Here is a 19240-nt window from a genome sequence, read left to right on the forward strand (position 1 = left end):
GGCCGGCCCCGCCCCCGCGCCGGCCGGCCGGGGGTTCACCCGTTGGGGGGCCGCCGGGCCGTTCACCCGCCGTCCGCCTCCCGGCGCGCCACCGTCAGGACCAGGTCGGTCCCCGCGGTGAGCGTGATCCAGGAGGCCGCGCCCGGCTCCGCCGCACCCGCCGGGGCGCCCGGTGGCGGTCCCGTACGCAGCTCGACCCGGGCATCGCGGGCAGGCCGGAGCACCGCGGTGACCTCGTCGGGGGTCCAGCCGAGGTCGAGCGTCGCGCCGAACCGTGTACGGACGCCCCGGAGCGAGCCCCTGGGGTACGCGGCCGGGAGCGCCGGCAGCAGGACCAGGCGGTCCGGTGCCGACTGGACAAGCATCTCCAGCACCACGGCCGGCAGCGCGTGGGCGGCATCCGCGTTGTACACGTCGCGGGCCGGGTAGTGGGCGCTCATCAGTGAGTCGTGGAAGAAGTCCCCGGCCAGCACCGACGCCAGCGCCGAGGACACCCGCGAACCGTCACGCAGCCGCGCCGCCACCAGCGCGTGGTGCAGATGGCCGTGGGCCGAGTCGTTCTCCGAACCCCGCAGCTCCAGGGCCCGGTGGGCGGCGCGGGCCAGTCCCGGGGTGTCGTACGGGTTGATCTCGTCGAGCGGCCACACCGGGTAGAGGTGGCTGAGGTGGCGGTGGTCGTACGTCTCGCGCAGCCCGGGCCACGCCCACTCCGCGAGCGCGCCGTCCTCGTTGACCAGGTAGTGAGGGAGCCGGCCGGCGAGGGCGCGCCAGCGGCCGGCGTCCGGATGGCCGGGGGCCAGCTCCGCCGCCGTCGTCAGGGCGTGACGGGCCGCGGCGATGTCCATCGTGGCGTTGACGGTGCCCCAACTCGAGTTCGCCGGGCGGTTCTCCGGCGAGTACGAGGGGACGACGGCCACGCTCCCGTCGGGGGCCCGGCGAGTGAGGAAGTCCGTGTAGAAATCGGCTACTTCGACACAGGCCGAGACCAGCTCCTGCGGGGTCTCCCCGGTGGTCGCCGCGCGTTCGACCAGCGGGTGCAGCAGCCAGTCGGCCCCCGCCGTCCACAGGTGGAGCGGATAGGCCCGCTGGAAGTGGCGGGTGTGGCCGGACTCGCCGTCCGAGTGGGAGGGTGCGACGATGCCCCGGGCGCCGAAGAGCGCGCGGGCGTTGTCCCGCCAGTGCTCCGACTGGCCCTCGATCAGCCGGGCGTGGGCGTCGAGGACCTCGGGCAGGTCCGCCGCGGCGGCCGAGGCCAGCTGGAGGTTGAGGTTGGCGTTGGTGGTGAACGCCCCCGACCAGGCGGTGTTCCAGTCGCCCGTCCACAGCCCGGTCAGCCGGGGCGGCAGCAGCCCGGAAGCGGAGAGCAGGTGGTAGCGGCCCGCCGCGAAGAGCCGTTCCAGCAGGGCGGGACTCCCCGGACGGCGCAGCAGCTCGCTGCCCGGGAGACCCGGCCGGGCCGGGTCCTCGTCGTGCAGGGAGAGCGTGCACCGGCCGAAAGCGGCTCGGTGGAGCGGCATGTGACGTTTCATCAGATACGCATGGTCGCCGTCCGGCAGGGCCGCCCACTCGGCTTCGAGGTCCGGGTCGCCCGGGCCCCGGCGTACCCGGGTGAGCAGCAGCAGACTCCGGGCGCCCGTGACGCGTACGCCGTCACCGTCCACCGAGACCGTGCCGCCCTCCGCACGCAGCGTGGCCACGCCCACACAGGACAGTTCGCTGTCCGGGTACCGCAGCCGCAGCGCGAGGCGGGCGCCGTGCGGCGTCAGCACCGTGGAGCGGCCGATCGCGAGGCCCGCCGGAGCACCGGGCAGGACCGGATCGAGCGTCACCTCGACGTCCGGCGCCGGACCGGTGATGTGCTGCACGATCACGTCGTCGGCCCGCGACACGAACACCTGGCTGCGCCAGAGGCCCGAGGAGGCGGTGGCCTCACCCGTGGTGAAGTCCAGCTCACGGCGGTAGGACGCAGGGCCGGGCGCATGGCCGGGTCCGGCCGAAGTGCCCGACGGAAGAGAGCTGTCGCCTGCGTCGGCGATGGCTTCCGTGCCGTTCCGCCGTACCCGGGTCCGGAACGCGGGGTGGAACGGCTGGACCCACACCAGCGGCCGGCCCGCGCCGAAGCGTTCGGCCGCCTCGGTTTCCCCGGCGAGCAACGCGTCCTGGAGCGTGCCGAGTTCGTCGGCGAGCTCCGGAGGGCGCAGGTGCTCGCTGCCGTTGGGCCGGACGAGGGTGTGGTGGTTGACGATCACCCGGTCGTCGACCGGGTCGCCGTACACCATCGCCCCGTGGTGCCCGTTCCCGCTGAGGAAGGCGTCCTCCCAGCGTGCCGCGGGCCGGGGCTCCCAGGTGCCCCGGCTCATGCCGCGCCGACCGGCTTCAGGGCCGCCACGCCGTAACGCCCCAGCTCCACGACGCCGTCCGCCTTCGCGCCGCTGAGCACGTCGGTGTACGCGCCGGGCAGCGGCACGGTCACCGTGCCCTGCCCGTGGTGGAGGAGGAAGAGCAGCTCGCCCCGGCGTACCGCCTCCACGCCCCCGGGCAGTCCGGCCACCACCGGGCGGACGCCCGCCTCGCCGGCCACCCGGCCGAGGAGATCGCGCAGGGCACCGGGCTCCGGCAGCGTCGAGACGTACCAGGCGCCGCCCTTGCGGAGCACGGCGGGCAGCCCGTCCAGCTCGCCGCCCCGGTAGGCGGCGACGGTCTCGCCGGTGCCGTCCGCCTCCAGCTCCTCCGACCACAGCAGGCCCCGGAAGCCGTCGCAGTCGACGCGCGCGTCCGGGTCGACGGGCCACCACTCGTGGAGCGTGCGGATCGAGAAGAGCTCACGAAGCCGCGCGTCCATGCCGCCCGGCCGGATGCGGTCGTCCACGTCGGCGACACCGGTGAAGAACCCGCTGACCAGGGTGCCGCCGCCCGCCACGTACGCGACCAGGTTGTCGACGGCCGCGTCGGTCAGGAGGTAGAGCTGCGGCACCACGACCATCCGGTAGCCGCTCAAGTCCCGCTCGGGGCGGGCGAAATCGGTCGCCGTGCCGTTCTCCCAGAGCGCCCGGTGCCAGGCCCGTACGATCTCCGGGTAGTCCAGGTGCGAGGACGGCCGGCCCTCCTGCGCGCTGCCCCACCAGGCGTCCCAGTCGTGCAGCACCGCCACCTCGGCCGGAGCGTGGGCGCCGCTCACCTCCGGTGCGAGGGTGGCCAGTTCGGCGCCGATGCGGGTGATCTCCCGGAAGGCGCGGCCTTCGGGTCCCGCGTGCGACACCATTCCGGAGTGGAACTTCTCCGAGCCCTGCCGGGACTGGCGCCACTGGAAATAGCAGACGGCGTCCGCACCCCGGGCCACCGACTGGAGGGACCAGAGCCGGTTGAGCCCCCGGGGCTTCGGGCGGTTCACCGGGCGCCAGTTGACCGCGCTCGCGGCCTGCTCCATCAGCATCCACGGGCCCTGGGCCTGCGAGCGGGTCATGTCGGCGAGCATCGCGTTGTACTGCCCCGCGCCCGGGTCCGCCGGGTCCGGGTAGACGTCCACCGAGACGACGTCCTCCTGCCCGGCCCACGTCCACGCGTCCTGACCCGACCAGAGCGGCATGAAGTTGGACGTCACCGGCAGGGCGGGGGAGTGGCGGCGCACGATGTCCCGCTCGGCCGAGTAGCACTCCAGCAGGGCGTCGGAGGTGAACCGCTTGAAGTCGAGCATCTGCGTGGGGTTGCGCATGTACTGGGCCTTGCGGGGCGGCAGGATCTCCGCCCAGGTGTCGTACCGCTGGCTCCAGAAGGCCGTTCCCCAGGCCTCGTTGACCGCGTCGAGCGTGCCGTACCGGCCGGCGAGCCAGCGGCGGAAGTGCGCCGCCGTCTCGTCGCACCAGCAGTGCGTGCAGTACTCGTTGTTGATGTGCCACATGGTCAGCGCCGGATGGCCGGCGTACCGGGCCGCGAGGTCCTCGGCGAGGGCCGCGGCGTACCGGCGGTACACCGGTGAACTCGCGCAGAAGTGCTGGCGCGAGCCGTACCAGACGACCGAACCGTCCTCCGCGCGCGGCAGCGTCTCCGGGTGCAGCGCGCCCATCCACGGCGGCGGGGAGGAGGTCGGGGTGGCGAGGACCACCCCGATGCCGTTCTCCGCCATGAGTCCCATCAGCCGGTCGAGCCAGCCGAACTCTCTTGCCCCGGGTCGGGGTTCGATCTTCGCCCAGGAGAAGACGCCCAGAGTCACCGAGTTGACCCCGGCCTCCTTCATCAGCGCCACGTCCTCGGCCCACACCTCCTCGGGCCACTGCTCGGGGTTGTAGTCGCCGCCGAAGAGCAGGCGGCCACGGGTGGCGTCACGCAGGGACGGCATGGTGTTCTCGATCCTCATTCCGGTTCGGCGTACTGGATGCCCCGGCCGTTGGTGCCCAAATACACCCGGCCGTGGACACGGGGGTCGCCGGTGATCACCTCGCCGGTCCACCCCCACTGATGCTGGTCGTCGTTGATGCGTATCCAGGTGACGCCCGCGTCGTCGGAGCGCAGCACCGCCACCCCTTCGTGCGTCGCGGACACCCGTCCCGTCTGGAAGACCGCGGGATACCCGGGGTGCCCGGGCCTGCCCTTCGGGGCGGGGGCCGCCTTGCCGAAGCCCAGCGCGTGCGACTCCTGGACGCCGGCCACGGCCGTGAACGTCCGGCCGCCGTCCGTCGAACGGTGCAGCCCGCCGGTCTTCGCCGACAGCCAGAGGTCTCCGGTCCTGCCGGGCGCCGCCGCCATCTTGAACTGCGCGTCCCCGTGAGGGAGTCCGGTGGCACCGGCGGCGAAGGCCGCGCCCGCGTCCGCGGAGAGGTGGACGGTTCCGGTGTCCGTGTCGTACGCGTAGAAGCGGGCGGAGTCCACCGGGTCGGCGACGGGCGTCGCGCCCTTCGGGAACGACGGCACCTCGCTCCAGCTCGCACCGCCGTCCACGGACCGGTGCGCCGGGTACTTCGTGCCGTCCCAGTGGACGAACGTCCAGAGCAGGGTCGTCCCGTCGGCGCTCACCGCGATCGGCCCCGGTGCGGACGCCGCGATCTCCGGCTGCGCCGCGAAGGGCCGCCAACTGGCGCCCCCGTCATGGGAGTACGCTCCGGCGACATCCGACCCCGAGGGCCAGCCGGTCCGTACGACGTACGAGGGGACGCGCGCCGCGAGGGCCAGGCCGGTCGCGGTGCCGAACACCGGGTCCGACGCCATCCCGCGCGAGGGGGAGGAGACGAGCGACTCGTGGTACATCACCCCGATGTCCCCGAGCCCGCTGAGCAGCCGGGCGCCCCGGGTGGTGGGCGGCGCGACCAGGTGGCGTACCGACGACTCCTCCAGGCCCCGGATCTCCGGCGCCCAGTGCACCAGGTCCCGGGTGCCGAAGACCGTGGCGCCGGTCCCGTAGACGAGGTGACGGGAGTCGAAGGGGTCGACCGCGACGGACTGGATCCACCAGCCGAACTTCGCCTCCCCGCCCCAGCGCAGGTACGGCGTCTCCGAGACGTCCAGCACCGCCGTGTCCTCGAGGGAGGTCCAGGTGCGCCCGTGGTCGGTGGAGCGGAAGAGCGTGTCGACCGGCCCCCAGCGGTTGTTGGTGGAGACGACGACGGTACCGGGGCGCCGGGCGTCCACGGCGATCCCGCCGTAGCCGAACGTGTCCGCGCCGCCCGGCACCACGGGCGTCACGTCCGACCAGGCGCCGGTCACCGTGTCGAGGCGGTGCACCGCGCCGTCGCTCTGGTTGTTGGGCCCCGGACCGTTCGCCCAGCTCACGTACAGGGCGCGGGAGGCGGAGTCGTACGCGGCGCGGACCGGTACCCGGGTCGCCCCGTCGGCCACCGGCGCGCCGGGGACCGGCTCCCACCCGCCGGACGCGGTCGAGCGGTACAGGGAGGTGGTGCCGTCGCCCCAGCCCGCGTACACCGTCCGCCCCGCCGCCACCAGCAGGGTGACCCCCTGGCCGGAGGCGGACGGGACGGCGGGGAAGGAGGGGTCCGGTGCCCAGGTGGCGCCCCGGTCGGTGGAGCGCAGCAGCCCGTCGTGGCGGGTGCCGAGCCAGAGGGTCCCGCTGTCGCGCGGGTCGACCAGCAGGCGCTCACCGGTACCCCGGCCGTCCTCGTTGGCGCCGAGCCGTACCGCCAGGTCCGTACGGGTCCAGGTCGCGCCCCGGTCCTCGGAGCGCAGCACCGCCCCCGGACCTGCCCAGGACTGGGCGTACGTACCGAGCGCGAGGTACACCCGGTCCGGGTGGGCCGGGTCCACGGCCATCGCCTCGACGCCGAGCAGGTTCCAGTCGTCCCAGCCGGTGAAGTCGGTGAGCGCCGTCCAGCGGGCCTTCGCGGCGTCCCACCGGTAGGCGCCGCCGATGTCCGTCCGGGCGTAGGCCAGGCCCCGCACCGACGGGTGGAACATCAGCCCGGTGACGAACCCGGTGCCACCGACGGCGGCGGTGCGCCAGCGGTACGCCTCGGTGCGCGGCCGGCCGGGGGACCGTTCCGCCGCCGAGGCCGTACCGGCGGCGGGCAGCACGCAGGCGGTCGCGGCGACGGCGGCCGCCCCGGCCAGCACCGAGCGCCGCCCGGGCGACGACGGCACGACGGGAGCGGGTGCGGGACCGGGATCGGAACGGAACGCGGGCATGGCGGAGTCCTTCCGGAGCGGGCGAGCGGGCGAGCGGGCGAGGAGAGGGGAACGGGACGCTCCGTGCCGCGCGCGGGAAGACCCGGCGCGCGGCACGTACGGCAGCGGAGAACGCGGTGGGCTCAGCCCTTCACGGCCCCGGTGAGCATCCCCTTCTGGAAGTGCTTCTGGACGAACGGTGACAGCACCGCCACCGGGATCAGTGCGAGGACCATGACGGCCATCTGCACCGCGAGGCTGTTGATCTGCCCGCTGCTCACCGCCGCCCCCATCGCGCCCGGCGGCACCTGGTGCTGGAGCACCAGCTGACGGAGAATCATCTGGAGCGGGTACTTGTCGCTGTCCTGGATGTAGAGCATGGCGTTGAACCACTGGCTCCAGTAACCCACCGCGTAGAAAAGCGAGATGACGGCGACCACGGCGCGCGAGAGCGGCATGACGATCTGGAGCAGGATGCGCCACTCGCCGGCGCCGTCGATCCGTGCCGCGTCGATGAGTTCGGGCGCGGTGTCCATGAAGAAGCCACGGAGCACCAGGATGTTGAAGACGGAGATCGCGCTCGGCAGGATCATCGACCAGTAGCTGTCGCTCAGACCGATCCCGGTCACCAGCAGATACGTGGGGATGAGCCCGGCGCCGAAGAACATCGTCGCCATGAGCGTCATCAGCAGCGGCCGGTGGGCGATCGAGTCGCGCCGGCTGAGGCCGTAGGCGCAGAGGATCGAGACCACCATGCTGAACACCGTGCCGACGACGGTCAGTCCGATGCTGACCATCGCGGCCCGGGTGACCGCGCCGCCGCTCAGCAGCTCCTTGTACGCGACGAAGGTGACGCTCTTCGGCCAGACGACCAGCCCGCCCGCGTCGTTGATGGCCTTGGTGTCGGAGAGGCTGGTGACGACCACCACCCAGATGGGGATGAGGATCACGGCGCAGATCGCGACCAGGCCGAAGCCCTTGAAGGCGAGCCCGGCCTTCGTCGGTTCGTCCTCCCAGGCGGGGCGCTGTTCGGTGCCGAGGAGGCGCTGCAGCGGGGTGCGGGCCGGGGCCGTGTCCACGGGCCACCCGCCCGGGGTCTTCTCGAGGTCCAGGAGAGTCGTCATTTCTTGGAGTACACCCCCTGCTCGCCCAGCATGTGGGCGACCTTGTTCGCGCCCAGCACCATGGCGACGCTGAACAGTCCCTTGAAGATCCCGGCCGCGGCGGCATAGCCGAAGTCACCGGTTTTGATGCCCGTCCACCAGATGTAGGTGTCGAGGATCTCGGAGGCGCCCGCGCCCACCTGGTCGCGCTGGAGCAGGATCTGCTCGAAGTCCAGGTTGAGAGCGCTGCCGACCCGCAGCACCAGCAGCAGGGCGATCACCGGGCGCAGCGCCGGCAGAGTGACGTGCCACATGCGGCGCCAGCGTCCCGCGCCGTCCACGGCGGCGGCCTCGTACAGGTCGGTGTTGACGGCGGCGAGCGCGGCCAGGAAGACGATGACGCCCCAGCCCGCGTCCTTCCAGACGGCCTGCGCGGTCACCAGGAACTTGAAGAACCCGGGGTTGGTCATGAGGTCGAAGCCCTCGTGACCGTGTTCGCGCAGCCACTGCGCGACGAGGCCGGCGCCGCCGAACATCTGCTGGAAGACGGTGACGACGAGAACCCAGGAGAAGAAGTGCGGCAGGTAGACGATCGCCTGCACCCACGCCTTCACCCGTGCACTCATCAGACTGTTCAGGAGCAGCGCGATGGCGATGGGGATCGGGAAGAAGAGGATCAGCTGCGTCAGGAAGATGACCAGCGTGTTGATCAGGACTTCCCAGAAGCGGTAGTCGTCGAAGATCCGCGTGAAGTTCTCGAAACCGACGAAGGGGCTGCCGGTGATGCCCAGGTCGTAGACGTCGTAGTTCTGGAACGCGACGATGTTCCCGAGCAGCGGTATGTAGTTGAAGATCAGCAGCAGCACGATGGCGGGGACCGTCATCAGGACCAGCGTGCGGTCCCGCCGCAGCCGGTGCCGCCAGGTGATGCCCCCGGACGGCAGCCCGGAGGCCGGCCGCCCGCCGCCCTTCGCCGCCTTGCCGGGCCGGCCGCCGCGCGCGCGGGGAACCGCGCTCCCGCCGGTGGCCCGCGGCCCGTCCGTACCGTCCTTGACTCCGCCGTCCGGCGCACTGCCGTCCGGCGTACTGCCGTCCCGCGTTCCGCCGTCCCGCGCGGCCTGCCGGCCGTCCTCGCCGGCCGGGACGTCGGTCCCGTCCGCCGCGCGGCCCGTGCCGGCCGCCGCCGTGGCCCGTGGCTTCACCGTGAGCTCCCCATGTCGTGCTGCTCCGCCCCGGCCGCCGGGCGTCACTGCGCCCGGCGGCCACTTTCCGTTCGTGCGTGGGTCCTGCGGTCTGCCGCGTACGGTCAGTTGCCGGAGCCGTTCTTGTCGAGGATGTCCTGGTACCAGCTGCGGAGCTCGTCGCCGCCGCTCTTCTTCCAGGTCGACACCGCCGACTCCAGGTCGCTGACCTTCTTGCGCCCGCGCCGGATGTCCTTCTGCAGGTCGTCGAAGGGCGTGTACAGGGAGGCGTACCGCTGGGGCTCGACGATCTGCATGCCGAAGAAGAGCGGCTTCTTGATGTTCGGCGCCTGCCGGGCCATCCACCCCGCGTAGTCCTGCACCAGCTTCGGCTCGTCGGGGAAGGCGATGGTGTGCGGCGGTGAGGCGAGGAAGAGGAAGGTGGAGGGCTGGGCCTCCTGGATGCCCTGGTCGGTGAAGGTCGGTACGCCGCCCTTCACTTCGTAGTGGGTGCCCTGGACGCCGTAGTTGGTGAGCATGAACTCCTCGGTGCCGTACGGGGCGGCGGCGAAGTCGGCGATGGCGAGCATCTCCTCGATCTTCGCCTTGGGGAGCTTCTTGCTGAGGAAGGTGAAGATGCCGGCCGGGTCGTCCTGCCAGAGGACCGGCTTGCCGCCGTCGGCCGAGAAGAAGTCGAGCGCCTGCATGTCGAACTTCGGGTTGGCGGCCTTCTGTTCGGTCACCATGCCCTTCCAGCCGCCGGTGCCGTCGTTGTACATGACGATGTGGCCGCTGGTGAAGCGGATCTTGGAGTCCGCGTCCTTGTTCGCCTCCGCGTCCGGGTGGACGTAGCCGAGGTCGTGGAGCTTGCGGGCGAAGGCCAGGGCCTCGCGGTACTCCTTCGTCTCGAGCTTGTGGACGAGCTTGCCGTCCTGGAGCTGCCAGTAGTGCGGGGCGTCCGGCAGCACGCCGTAGATCTTCTGGATGCAGGTCCACAGGTCGTCGAAGGCCCAGACCTTGCTCTTCGGCGCGGTGTACTCCTTGCCGAAGGCGAGCAGGTCGTCGGCGCTGGCCGGGACCGCGCCGGAGCCGACGATGTCCTTGCGGTAGAAGATCGCGTTGCCGATGACCGGCGAGGGCATGGGCAGGCCGCGCAGCTTGCCGCCGAAGACCGAGTACTGCCAGGCCCCGGTGGGGATGTTGGCGAGGTTCGGGTACTTCTTCACCGCGTCGCCGGCCAGGTAGGGGCTGAGGTCGGCGAACTTCGCGGTGATGGCGTTGCGGATCTGGCCCTGCATGTTCCAGCCGGGGATCGTCATCACGTCCGGGATGTCGTCACCGGCCAGGACGGCGCCGATCTTGTCCTGGTACGTGTTGCCGTCCTGCGGGTCGAAGTTCAGCGTCGCGCCGACCGCCTTGTTCACCGCCGTGTAGTACGGGTTGTTCTTCTTCGGGACGGTGCCCCACAGCGGGGTCATCACCCGGAAGGAAGAGCCCTTGCCGGGAACGGACTTGACCGACTTCGCCAGCGGGTCGGGCAGCTTGGTGAACCCGGGGCTCGACCCGTTGACGCTGGCCACGTCGGGCTGCACCAGGTCGGAGGGGACGTAACTCGGCACGACCTTGCTGAGCGCCTTGCCGGTCGTCGTGCCCTCCCGGGTCCCCGAGTCGGATCCGGAGCCGCCGCACGCGGCCAGCAGCGGTACGCCGCCCGCCACGGCCACCGCTGCGAAGGCGCTCGAAGCGAGGAAGCTCCGGCGGTTCGGAGTGATGGCACTGAGGCCCGTCGCGTTGTTCTCGGACCGGTTCGTGGCGGGGGAGGAATTCGGCGTCATTGCGTCAACCCTTCATGGCGCACCAGGACGACACCCGGCGGGCGACCGCCGTTCGGCTCCTGAGTCTGAGGTGGGCGTAACTGGACGGAACCGCTCGGATCGAGCGGTACACGACCGGGCGGTGACGGCTTGAAGCCACCGCCGGCGGCGAGACCGGGAACGGACCGCGGGGGACCAGGCCACCCTCGGCACTGTCCGGAGACACCGGCTGAGCACCCTCGAAGCGCTGTCGAAGCGCTTCGATGTTGCAGCGAGGTTAAGTGAACGGGACCGGTCGCACAAGGGTTCGTCCACACATTCCTCGGAGCTGTTTCCGTAACGTTTCCCGCGCTCCCCGGCAGCCCCCGTGAGCCGGGCAGGCCGAGTCAACCCCCGTGCGCCCTTGACACTTTGCCGGTCGGACACCGAGCATCGAAGCGCTTCGAAAGATCACTCGCTGATGTTCCGAAGGGCCGTGGCAGCCCATGGCTCCGCCAGACCTCCCACCTTTCCAAGGGGACCCGCACGTGACGGACCTTCCGCTTCCCTTCCGCGACCCGCAGTCGCCCTTCGAGGCACGCGTCGACGACCTGCTCCAGCGACTCACGACCGACGAACGGATCGCGATGCTGCACCAGTTCGCGCCGCCGGTGGAGCGGCTGGGGCTGGCCGCCTTCCGCACCGGCCAGGAGGCGCTGCACGGTGTGGCCTGGATGGGCGGGGCGACCGTGTTCCCCCAGGCCGTCGGCCTCGGCGCCACCTGGAACGACGACCTGGTGCGCCGCGTCGGCGAGGCCGTGGGCGACGAGGTACGGGCCAAGCGCCGGAGCGACGACCGGGTCGGCCTCAACGTCTGGGCCCCGACAGTGAATCTCCTGCGCCACCCCCTGTGGGGACGGGGCGAGGAAGGCTACTCCGAGGACCCCGCGCTCACCTCCGCCATCGCCGTCGCGTACACCCGCGGCCTGCGCGGCGAACACCCCCGCTACTGGCGCACCGCCCCGGTCCTCAAGCACTGGCTCGCCCACAACAACGAGACCGACCGCGACACCGCCTCCTCCTCCGTGCGCCCCCGCGTCCTGCACGAGTACGACCTGCGCGCCTTCCGCGACGCGGTCCGCGCCGGAGCGATCGCCGGGGTCATGCCGGCCTACAACCTCGTCAACGGCCGCCCCAACCACGTCTCCCCGCTGCTCGACCGGGAGCTGCGGCAGTGGACCGACCAGCCGCTCGTCGTCTGCTCCGACGCCGGCGCACCCTCCAACCTGGTCGACTCCGAGCACTACTTCGACACCCACGAGGAGGCCACCGCGGCCTCGCTCAAGGCGGGCGTCGACAGCTTCACCGACCACGGCACGGACTCCTCCGTGATGACCGGCCGCATCCGTGACGCGCTCGCCAAGGGCCTGCTCGACCCCGAGGACATCGACCGGGCGGTGCGCAGGCTGCTCCATCTCCGCTTCGCGCTCGGTGAGTTCGACCCGGAGCTCGACCCCTACGCGGACACCGACGCCTTCGACACCCCCGCCCACCGCGAACTCGCCCTGGAAGCAGCCGAACAGGCCGCGGTCCTGCTGAAGAACGACGGCCTGCTGCCGCTCCCGCCACGCGCGGGGCGGAAGATCGCGGTCGTCGGCCTGCTCGCCGACGCCTGCAAGCTCGACTGGTACAGCGGCACCCTGCTGCACCGCTCCACCCCGCTCGACGGGCTGCGCGCCCGCTACGGCGCCGACGACGTGCTGTACGCCGAAGGCGTCGACCGGGCCCTGCTCACCTGCGAGGCGGGCCAACTTCTCGTGCCCGCGGCCCAGTCGGAGGAAGGCGGGGCGCGCGGTGAGGAAGGCGCGCTCGACCCGGCACTCCTCACCGGCCGCACCGACCTCCCGCCACTCGTCGCCGCACCCGAGGGAACCGCCCTCGCCGTGGTCGACTGGGGCGACGGCGTCCTCACCTTCCGCACCGACGAGGGGCGCTACCTCTCCGTCGCCGAGGACGGCTTCGTCCGCGCCTCCGCCGAGGAGCCGGGCGGCTGGATCGTCCAGGAGACGTTCCGCCTGGAAGCGGTCGAGGGGCACGACGCGGGACACCGCCTTCTGCACATCGGTACGGGTGGGTACGTGTCTGTCGCCGCCGGGGGCGCAAAGGTTGCCGAGGACGGCGAAAAGATTCCGGCGGACCGCGCGACCCTCTTCGGTGTGGAGATCGTCGAGCGTGGCGCGGACGAGGTCGCCCGGATCGCGGCCGAGGCCGACACCGTTGTCGTCGTCGCGGGCAACGACCCGCACATCAACGGCCGCGAGACCGAGGACCGCACCACCCTCGCCCTCCCCGCCCAGCAGGAGAGGCTCTGGCGCGCCGCGCACGCCGCCAACCCGCGCACCGTACTCGTCCTCACCTCCGCCTACCCGTACGCCGTACCGGAGGCCGACGCCACCCTCCCCGCCCTGCTGTGGACCGCGCACGGCGGCCAGGCCGCCGGCACCGCGCTCGCCCGGGTCCTCGCCGGAGACGTCTCCCCGGCCGGACGCCTCCCGCAGACCTGGTACGCCGGTGACGACGACCTGCCCGACCTGTTCGACTACGACGTCATCGGGTCCCGCCAGACCTACCTCTACTTCGACGGCACCCCCCTCTACCCGTTCGGCCACGGCCTCTCCTACGCCTCCTTCGCGTACGAGGACCTCACCGTCGCCCGTGAGGACGACCTGCTCCGGGTCGGCCTGACTGTCACCCGTACCGGCGCGGCCACCCCCGACGGGGCCGCCTCCGACGAGGTCGCCCAGCTCTACGTACGCCGCAACGCCCCGGACGCCGCCCGCCTGCCGCTGCGCAAGCTGGTCGGCCACCGCAGGCTGCGCCTCGCCGCCGGTGGCTCCGAGCGCCTCGAATTCCTGTTGCCGGTGGCCGAGTTGGGCCACTGGGACGTGGCCCACGGCCGCTGGGCCGTGGAACCGGGCTCCTACGAGCTGCTGGCCGGGGCGTCCAGCACGGACATCCGGCTCACCGCGGCCGTGGAGGTCGACGGAGAGCCCTCCGGGCCCCGCCCCGTCCTCGCCGCGGGCATCGAGGCCGCCGACTACGACGAGCAGTACGGCACCGGGATCGTGGACCGCGCGAAGACGGACGGCGACGCGGTCACCGCCACCGGCACGGAGAGCGGCCGACTGGTCTTCGAGGCCTGCGACTTCGGGCCGGGGGTACGCGGCGTCACCGTCCACGCGGCCGGTGAGGGCACGGTCGAGATCGAGACGGACACCGCCGCCGCGGCCATCGACGTACCCGCCACCGGCGGGCCGTACGACTACCGGTCCGTGACCGCCGCGTTCGGGGCGGACGGGGTGGCGGACCTCCGGGTCACCCTGCGCGGCGCCCTGCGTCTCGCCCGCCTCACCTTCGCCCCCTCGGGAGCGTCCGAGTGACCCGGCACCGCACCGCGACAGCCGCCCAGCCTCCGCTCACCACCGCCCCCGGCAAGGAGTCCTCATGAAGTTCACCGACGGATTCTGGCTCATGCGGGAGGGAGTCAGCGCCTCCTACGCCACCGAGATCCGCGATCTGCGCGTGGACGCCGACCGGATCACCGCCCACGCCGCGGTCATGCGGGTCACCGGGCGCGGCGACACCCTCAACACCCCACTGATCACGGTCGAATGCTTCGCGCCCGCCGAGGGGATCATCGGCGTCCGCGCCACCCACCACGCGGGGAAGGTCAACCACGGCCCGGACTTCGAGCTGACGGCGGATACCGAGCCGCACGCCTCGGTGCGTACCGCGCGGGAGGGCTCGGTCGCCGAACTCACCAGCGGGCCGCTGACCCTGAGGCTGGACGAGGACGGGCCCTGGGGCCTCACCTTCCTCGATGCCGACGGCCGCCGCCTCACCGGAGCCGACCGCAAGGGCACCGCCTTCGCCACCACCCCCGACGGTGCCCACCACATGATCGCCCAACTCGCCCTGGCCGTAGGGGAGAACGTCTACGGTCTCGGGGAGCGGTTCACGCCCTTCGTGAAGAACGGCCAAGTCGTCGACGTCTGGCAGGCGGACGGCGGCACCAGCAGCGAACAGGCCTACAAGAACATCCCGTTCTACCTCTCCTCGCGCGGCTACGGCGTCTTCGTCAACCACCCCGGCAAGGTGGGATTCGAGATCGGCTCCGAGTCCGTGGGCCAGGTGCAGTTCAGCGTCGAGGACCAGACGCTGGAGTACTACGTCGTCGCCGGACCCACGCCCAAGGACGTCCTCACCCGCTACACCGCCCTCACCGGCCGCCCCGCGCTCCCCCCGGCCTGGTCCTTCGGGCTGTGGCTCACCACCTCCTTCTGCACCTCCTACGACGAGGAGACGGTGACCTCCTTCGTGGAGGGCATGGCCGAACGCGACATCCCGCTCTCCGTCTTCCACTTCGACTGCTTCTGGATGCGCGAGTACCAGTGGTCCGACTTCCTCTGGGACCCCGACGTCTTCCCCGACCCGGAGGGGATGCTCGCCCGCCTCAAGGAGCGCGGGCTGCGCATCAGCATGTGGATCAACCCCTACATCGCCCAGAAATCGGCCCTGTTCGCCGAAGGCGCCGAGAAGGGCTACCTCGTCCGCCGGCCCAACGGCGACGTCTGGCAGTGGGACCTCTGGCAACCGGGCATGGCCCTGGTCGACTTCACCAACCCCGCCGCGACCGCCTGGTTCCAGAGCAAGTTGAAGGTCCTCCTCGACCAGGGAGTCGACTGCTTCAAGACGGACTTCGGCGAGCGCATCCCCACCGAGGTCGTCTGGCACGACGGCTCCGATCCCGAGCGGATGCACAACTACTACGCGCAGATCTACAACCGCGCGGTCTTCGAACTCCTGGAGAAGGAACGCGGAAGCGGCGAGGCGGTGCTCTTCGCCCGCTCCGCCACGGCGGGCGGCCAGCAGTTCCCCGTCCACTGGGGCGGCGACTGCTTCGCCTCCTTCAACGCGATGGCCGAATCCCTGCGCGGCGGGCTGTCGTTGAGCCTCTCCGGCTTCGGCTTCTGGAGCCACGACATCGGCGGCTTCGAAGGCACCCCCGACCCGGCCGTCTTCAAGCGCTGGGTCGCCTTCGGCCTGCTCTCCTCGCACAGCCGCCTCCACGGCAACGTCTCCTACCGCGTGCCGTGGGAGTTCGGCGAGGAAGCGGTCGAGGTGACCCGGCGGTTCACCCTCCTCAAGCACCGCCTGATGCCGTACCTGTACGGCGCCGCCGCCGAGGCCCACCGCACCGGCGTCCCGGTGATGCGCCCGATGCTGATGGAGTTCCCGGACGACCCGGCGGCCCGCACCCTGGACCGGCAGTACATGCTCGGCCCGGACCTGCTCGTCGCGCCGGTCTTCTCCGAGGAGGGCGAGGTGGAGTACTACGTACCCGAGGGCACCTGGACCCACCTGCTCACCGGCGAGACCGTCACCGGACCGGCCTGGCGCCAGGAGACCCACGGCTTCGACAGCCTCCCGCTGTACGTACGGCCCGGCGCGGTGCTCCCCTGGGGCAGCGACGACCAGCGCCCGGACGGCGACTGGCTCGCCGACCTCACCCTGCGGGCCTTCGGCCCCGCGCCGGACGCCGGGACGACCACCACCGAGGTCACCGTCCCCGGCCTGACCGGCGAACCCGCCGCGGCCTTCCACGTCACCCGCGACGGGGACGGCGTACGCGCCACGGCGGAGGGCAGCGGCCGGCCCTTCCGCGTCGTGGTCGAGACGACGGGCGCGACGGCGGAGGGAACGGGCACGGTGCACGTGCCGCACGCCGGCTGACGTGGGCGTGAGGCCGGTCGTGCCGGGGACCGGCCCACCGCTCCCCGGCAGGACCGACCTCCGGGACCGGGTACCACAGCCCCCGGTCCCGCTGCCGTCCCCCTCGGGTCCGGGGCGTCCGGCGGGGCTGGCTAGCATGCCCGCATGCCGTCCCTTTCCCTTTCACCGCTCCGCTTCTCCTCGCAGGAGATCGCCGAGCTGGTCGACCTCTACACCAGCAACCCGGAGTACTGCCGAGCAGCCGGGGAGTACGACCCCGAGAACGTCCGGGCCGACCGGGTCGAAGCGGATCTGCGGGAGGAGGCCGGCACCGAGGGCGGCGAGGTGCTGCTCGCCCGCGACGAGCGGGGACGGCTCGTCGGGCTGCTCTGCCTCCTCGGCCGCCATCCCAAGGACGGCCTGCCCTGGATCGGGCTGCTGATGGTGCACGGCGACTTCCGCCGCAAGGGCATCGGCCGGTCGCTCGCCGCCCTGGCCGAAGAGCGGTTTGCCGCTGAGGGCCGGAGCGGCATCCGCCTCGCGGTCCTGGAGAACAACCCCGGCGCCCTCACCTTCTGGAGCTCGCTGGGCTGGCAGGAGATCGACCGGCGTGCCGACCGGGAGCACGGCCGGCCCTGCCACGTCATGCACAAGCGACTGGCCTGAACCACCGGCGCCGGTCAGACGCGGGGGACCACCACGACCTGGACCTCGTCCTCGTAGACGACCCGCCCCGGATCGGCCGACTCCACCCGGACACAGGGAACCCCGTGGGCGGCCAGCAGGTCGAGGTAGCCGTCGACCCGTTCGACGAGATGGACCGCGGAGGCCTTGAACCACGCCACCGCGCCGGGGTTCACCGCGGCGTCGTAGACGTCCGGATCGGTGTCGGACGGGTTCGGGTAGTGGCCGTCGTACCAGTCGTTCGCCGCCCGCCAGAAGCGGAACTGCTCCTCGCTCAGCCGGCCCTCCCGGGCGAGCCCGTTGGCGAGGCCGAACACGCCCGGGTACTGCCCCCGGTGGTTGCGGACCGGGCCCTGGAACCTGATGTAACCGGTGTCGGCCATGCCGTACGTCTCCCACCTGCCGAGGCCGCCCCGGGTGCCCGGGACGGGACGCGCGGGGCCACCCTACGGCGGCGGGCGCCGGGGCCGGGCGGGCCGCCCCCGGTCACAGCCCCACGAGCAGCTGGACGCAGACGATCTTCACCAGGATGCTCAGCGCGAACAGCGTCGAATAGCCGCTGTTGACCCGGCTGTCGCTCACCCGGCTGTTGGTGTACGCGAGGATCGCCGGGTTGCCCACGTACCCCGAGAGCAGGCCCATGGTCCGCTCCCGGCTCTGGCCGAGCGCCTTCGCGACCAGGACCATCAGCGCGTAGCTGACGACCGCGCCGACGACCAGGACGGCCAGCAGCTTCAGGCCGAACATCGAGAAGGCGTTCTCCCGGAAGGAGTAGCCGGAGCTGAGGCCGACGATGGCGAGGAAGAGCAGCAGACCGATCTGGCGCAGGGTGAGGTTGGCCCGGGTCGGCAGCGTCCAGACCAGGGGGCCGGTGCGCCGCAGCCAGCCGAGGACCATGCCCATCACCAGCGGGCCCGCCCCGGTGCCGAGGGCCAGGGTGGTGTCGCCGAGCGTCAGGGACGGGATGCCGATGAGGAAGCCGAGCGCGAGGCCGAGGCCGAGGCTCACCGCGCTGACCTCGCTGACCTTCGCCTCCGTGTCGCCGAGGAACCGGGTGACCTCGGCGGAACGCTCACGCGGCATGACCACCCGGAGCCGGTCGTCCAGCTGGAGGACGAGGCCGTCGTGGGCGAGCATGTCGAAGTCGCCGCGCCGCACCCGGCTGACGGCCGCTCCGTAGGCGTCGGCCAGGCGGAGTTCGGCGACCGTGTGGCCGGCCAGGTCCGGGTTGGTGAGCAGGACGCGGCGGTAGTCGACGGTGGACCGGTCGTCGAGCAGGTGGGCGGCGGCGAGTTCGCCGAGGCGGGCGGTGGCCGCCACCACGTCCTCCTCGCCGCCCACCACCTCGACCAGGTCACCCGGGTGCAGCCGGTCCAGCCGGAGGGCGACCCGGGGCGCGGCGCCCACCGCCCGGTACTCGCTGGCCAGGACGCGGTGCTCGGCGACGCCCGGTACGTCCGCCCAGGCGATCTCGCGGGTGACGTGCACCGTCCGGGTGACCAGCGTGGCGGGCAGTCCGGAGCCGGGGTCGCGGCGGGCGGTCCACCGGCGGCGGGCGGCGATGGCGGCGATGAACAGGATGGTGATCACCACGGCGAACGGATACCCGATCGCGTATCCGACGGCAGGCTGCGCCGGGTCCTCGGACGCCGCCTGGGCTGCGGCGAGGCCCGGGGTGGTGGTCCCGATGCCCGCGAACCCGCCGGCGAGGAACGGGCCGCCGATGCCCAGGGCGCCGTGGCCGAGGGTGCCCACCACGACCGCGGTGACCACGAGTGCGACGACCGCCCCGGCCATCACCGCCAGCTGGCCCCGGAGTTCACGGAAGAACGCGGGCCCCGACTCCAGCCCGACCGTGTAGACGTACAGGGCCAGTCCCAGGGCGGACACCCCGGCGGGCAGGGCGGCGGCGATGTCCTTGTCCAGGGCGCCCACCAGGAGGCCGACGAAGAGCACGCCCGCCGCGCCGAGCCTGACCGGGCCGAAGCGCACCATGCCGAGCAGGGCGCCGACCGTGATCACCGAGAACACGGTCACCCAGGGGTTGTCCGCGAAGAACTGCCACACGCGCGCTGCCTCCTGGCTTCCTACCAGCATG

11 protein-coding genes are annotated in these 19240 nt (G+C 72.2%); 3 read left to right on the forward strand and 8 right to left on the reverse strand.

Features of this window, described 5'->3' with window-relative positions; translation table 11 throughout:
- Positions 1-62: 62 nt before the first annotated feature.
- The 6 genes from ACWCSV_RS07830 to ACWCSV_RS07855 all read right to left on the reverse strand — a co-directional run bounded on the left by ACWCSV_RS07830 (position 63) and on the right by ACWCSV_RS07855 (position 10728).
- Positions 63-2360, reverse strand: coding sequence for a glycosyl hydrolase family 95 catalytic domain-containing protein (locus tag ACWCSV_RS07830; RefSeq protein WP_451139595.1), 2298 nt, complete (start codon positions 2358-2360; stop codon positions 63-65).
- A complete protein-coding gene (locus ACWCSV_RS07835) occupies positions 2357-4336 on the reverse strand; it encodes a beta-galactosidase (protein ID WP_451139597.1) in 1980 nt (659 codons plus the stop codon). Before ACWCSV_RS07835 ends, ACWCSV_RS07830 begins: the two co-directional genes overlap by 4 nt.
- Before the next feature lie 14 nt (positions 4337-4350).
- Entirely contained in the window at positions 4351-6630 is a 2280-nt protein-coding gene (locus ACWCSV_RS07840) for a 1,4-beta-glucanase (protein WP_451139599.1), read from the reverse strand.
- 122 nt (positions 6631-6752) lie between these two features.
- On the reverse strand, positions 6753-7733 hold the full coding sequence (locus ACWCSV_RS07845; RefSeq protein WP_451139601.1) for a carbohydrate ABC transporter permease: 981 nt from the start codon (positions 7731-7733) through the stop codon (positions 6753-6755).
- Positions 7730-8914, reverse strand: a complete 1185-nt coding sequence (locus tag ACWCSV_RS07850; RefSeq protein WP_451139603.1) for an ABC transporter permease subunit — start codon at positions 8912-8914, stop codon at positions 7730-7732. The genes ACWCSV_RS07845 and ACWCSV_RS07850 overlap by 4 nt, the downstream gene beginning before the upstream one ends.
- A 104-nt stretch (positions 8915-9018) precedes the next feature.
- A complete protein-coding gene (locus ACWCSV_RS07855) occupies positions 9019-10728 on the reverse strand; it encodes an extracellular solute-binding protein (RefSeq protein ID WP_451139605.1) in 1710 nt (569 codons plus the stop codon).
- A gap of 506 nt (positions 10729-11234) precedes the next feature.
- Between ACWCSV_RS07855 and ACWCSV_RS07860 the strand changes: the two genes are divergently transcribed.
- The 3 genes from ACWCSV_RS07860 (at position 11235) to ACWCSV_RS07870 (ending at position 17124) form a co-directional block, all read left to right on the forward strand.
- Positions 11235-14126 carry a glycoside hydrolase family 3 C-terminal domain-containing protein gene (locus ACWCSV_RS07860; protein WP_451139607.1) on the forward strand — a complete coding sequence of 964 codons (2892 nt, stop codon included), beginning with the start codon at positions 11235-11237 and terminating at the stop codon, positions 14124-14126.
- 64 nt (positions 14127-14190) lie between these two features.
- On the forward strand, positions 14191-16479 hold the full coding sequence (gene yicI / locus ACWCSV_RS07865; RefSeq protein ID WP_451139609.1) for an alpha-xylosidase: 2289 nt from the start codon (positions 14191-14193) through the stop codon (positions 16477-16479).
- A 144-nt stretch (positions 16480-16623) separates the two neighbouring features.
- The gene (locus ACWCSV_RS07870) at positions 16624-17124 is read left to right on the forward strand and encodes a GNAT family N-acetyltransferase (RefSeq protein WP_451139612.1); all 501 of its coding nucleotides are present in this window, start codon (positions 16624-16626) and stop codon (positions 17122-17124) included.
- A gap of 14 nt (positions 17125-17138) precedes the next feature.
- On the opposite strand, the gene ACWCSV_RS07875 is transcribed toward ACWCSV_RS07870, so the two are convergent.
- Together ACWCSV_RS07875 and ACWCSV_RS07880 are read right to left on the reverse strand one after the other, a co-directional pair.
- Complete coding sequence (locus ACWCSV_RS07875; RefSeq protein ID WP_451139614.1) at positions 17139-17525, reverse strand: hypothetical protein; 387 nt, start codon at positions 17523-17525, stop codon at positions 17139-17141.
- A 103-nt stretch (positions 17526-17628) separates the two neighbouring features.
- Positions 17629-19239, reverse strand: a complete 1611-nt coding sequence (locus ACWCSV_RS07880; RefSeq protein WP_451139616.1) for an aspartate:alanine exchanger family transporter — start codon at positions 19237-19239, stop codon at positions 17629-17631.
- Between the last annotated feature and the right edge of the window lies 1 nt (position 19240).

This window comes from Streptomyces sp. NPDC001770 (assembly GCF_053596135.1).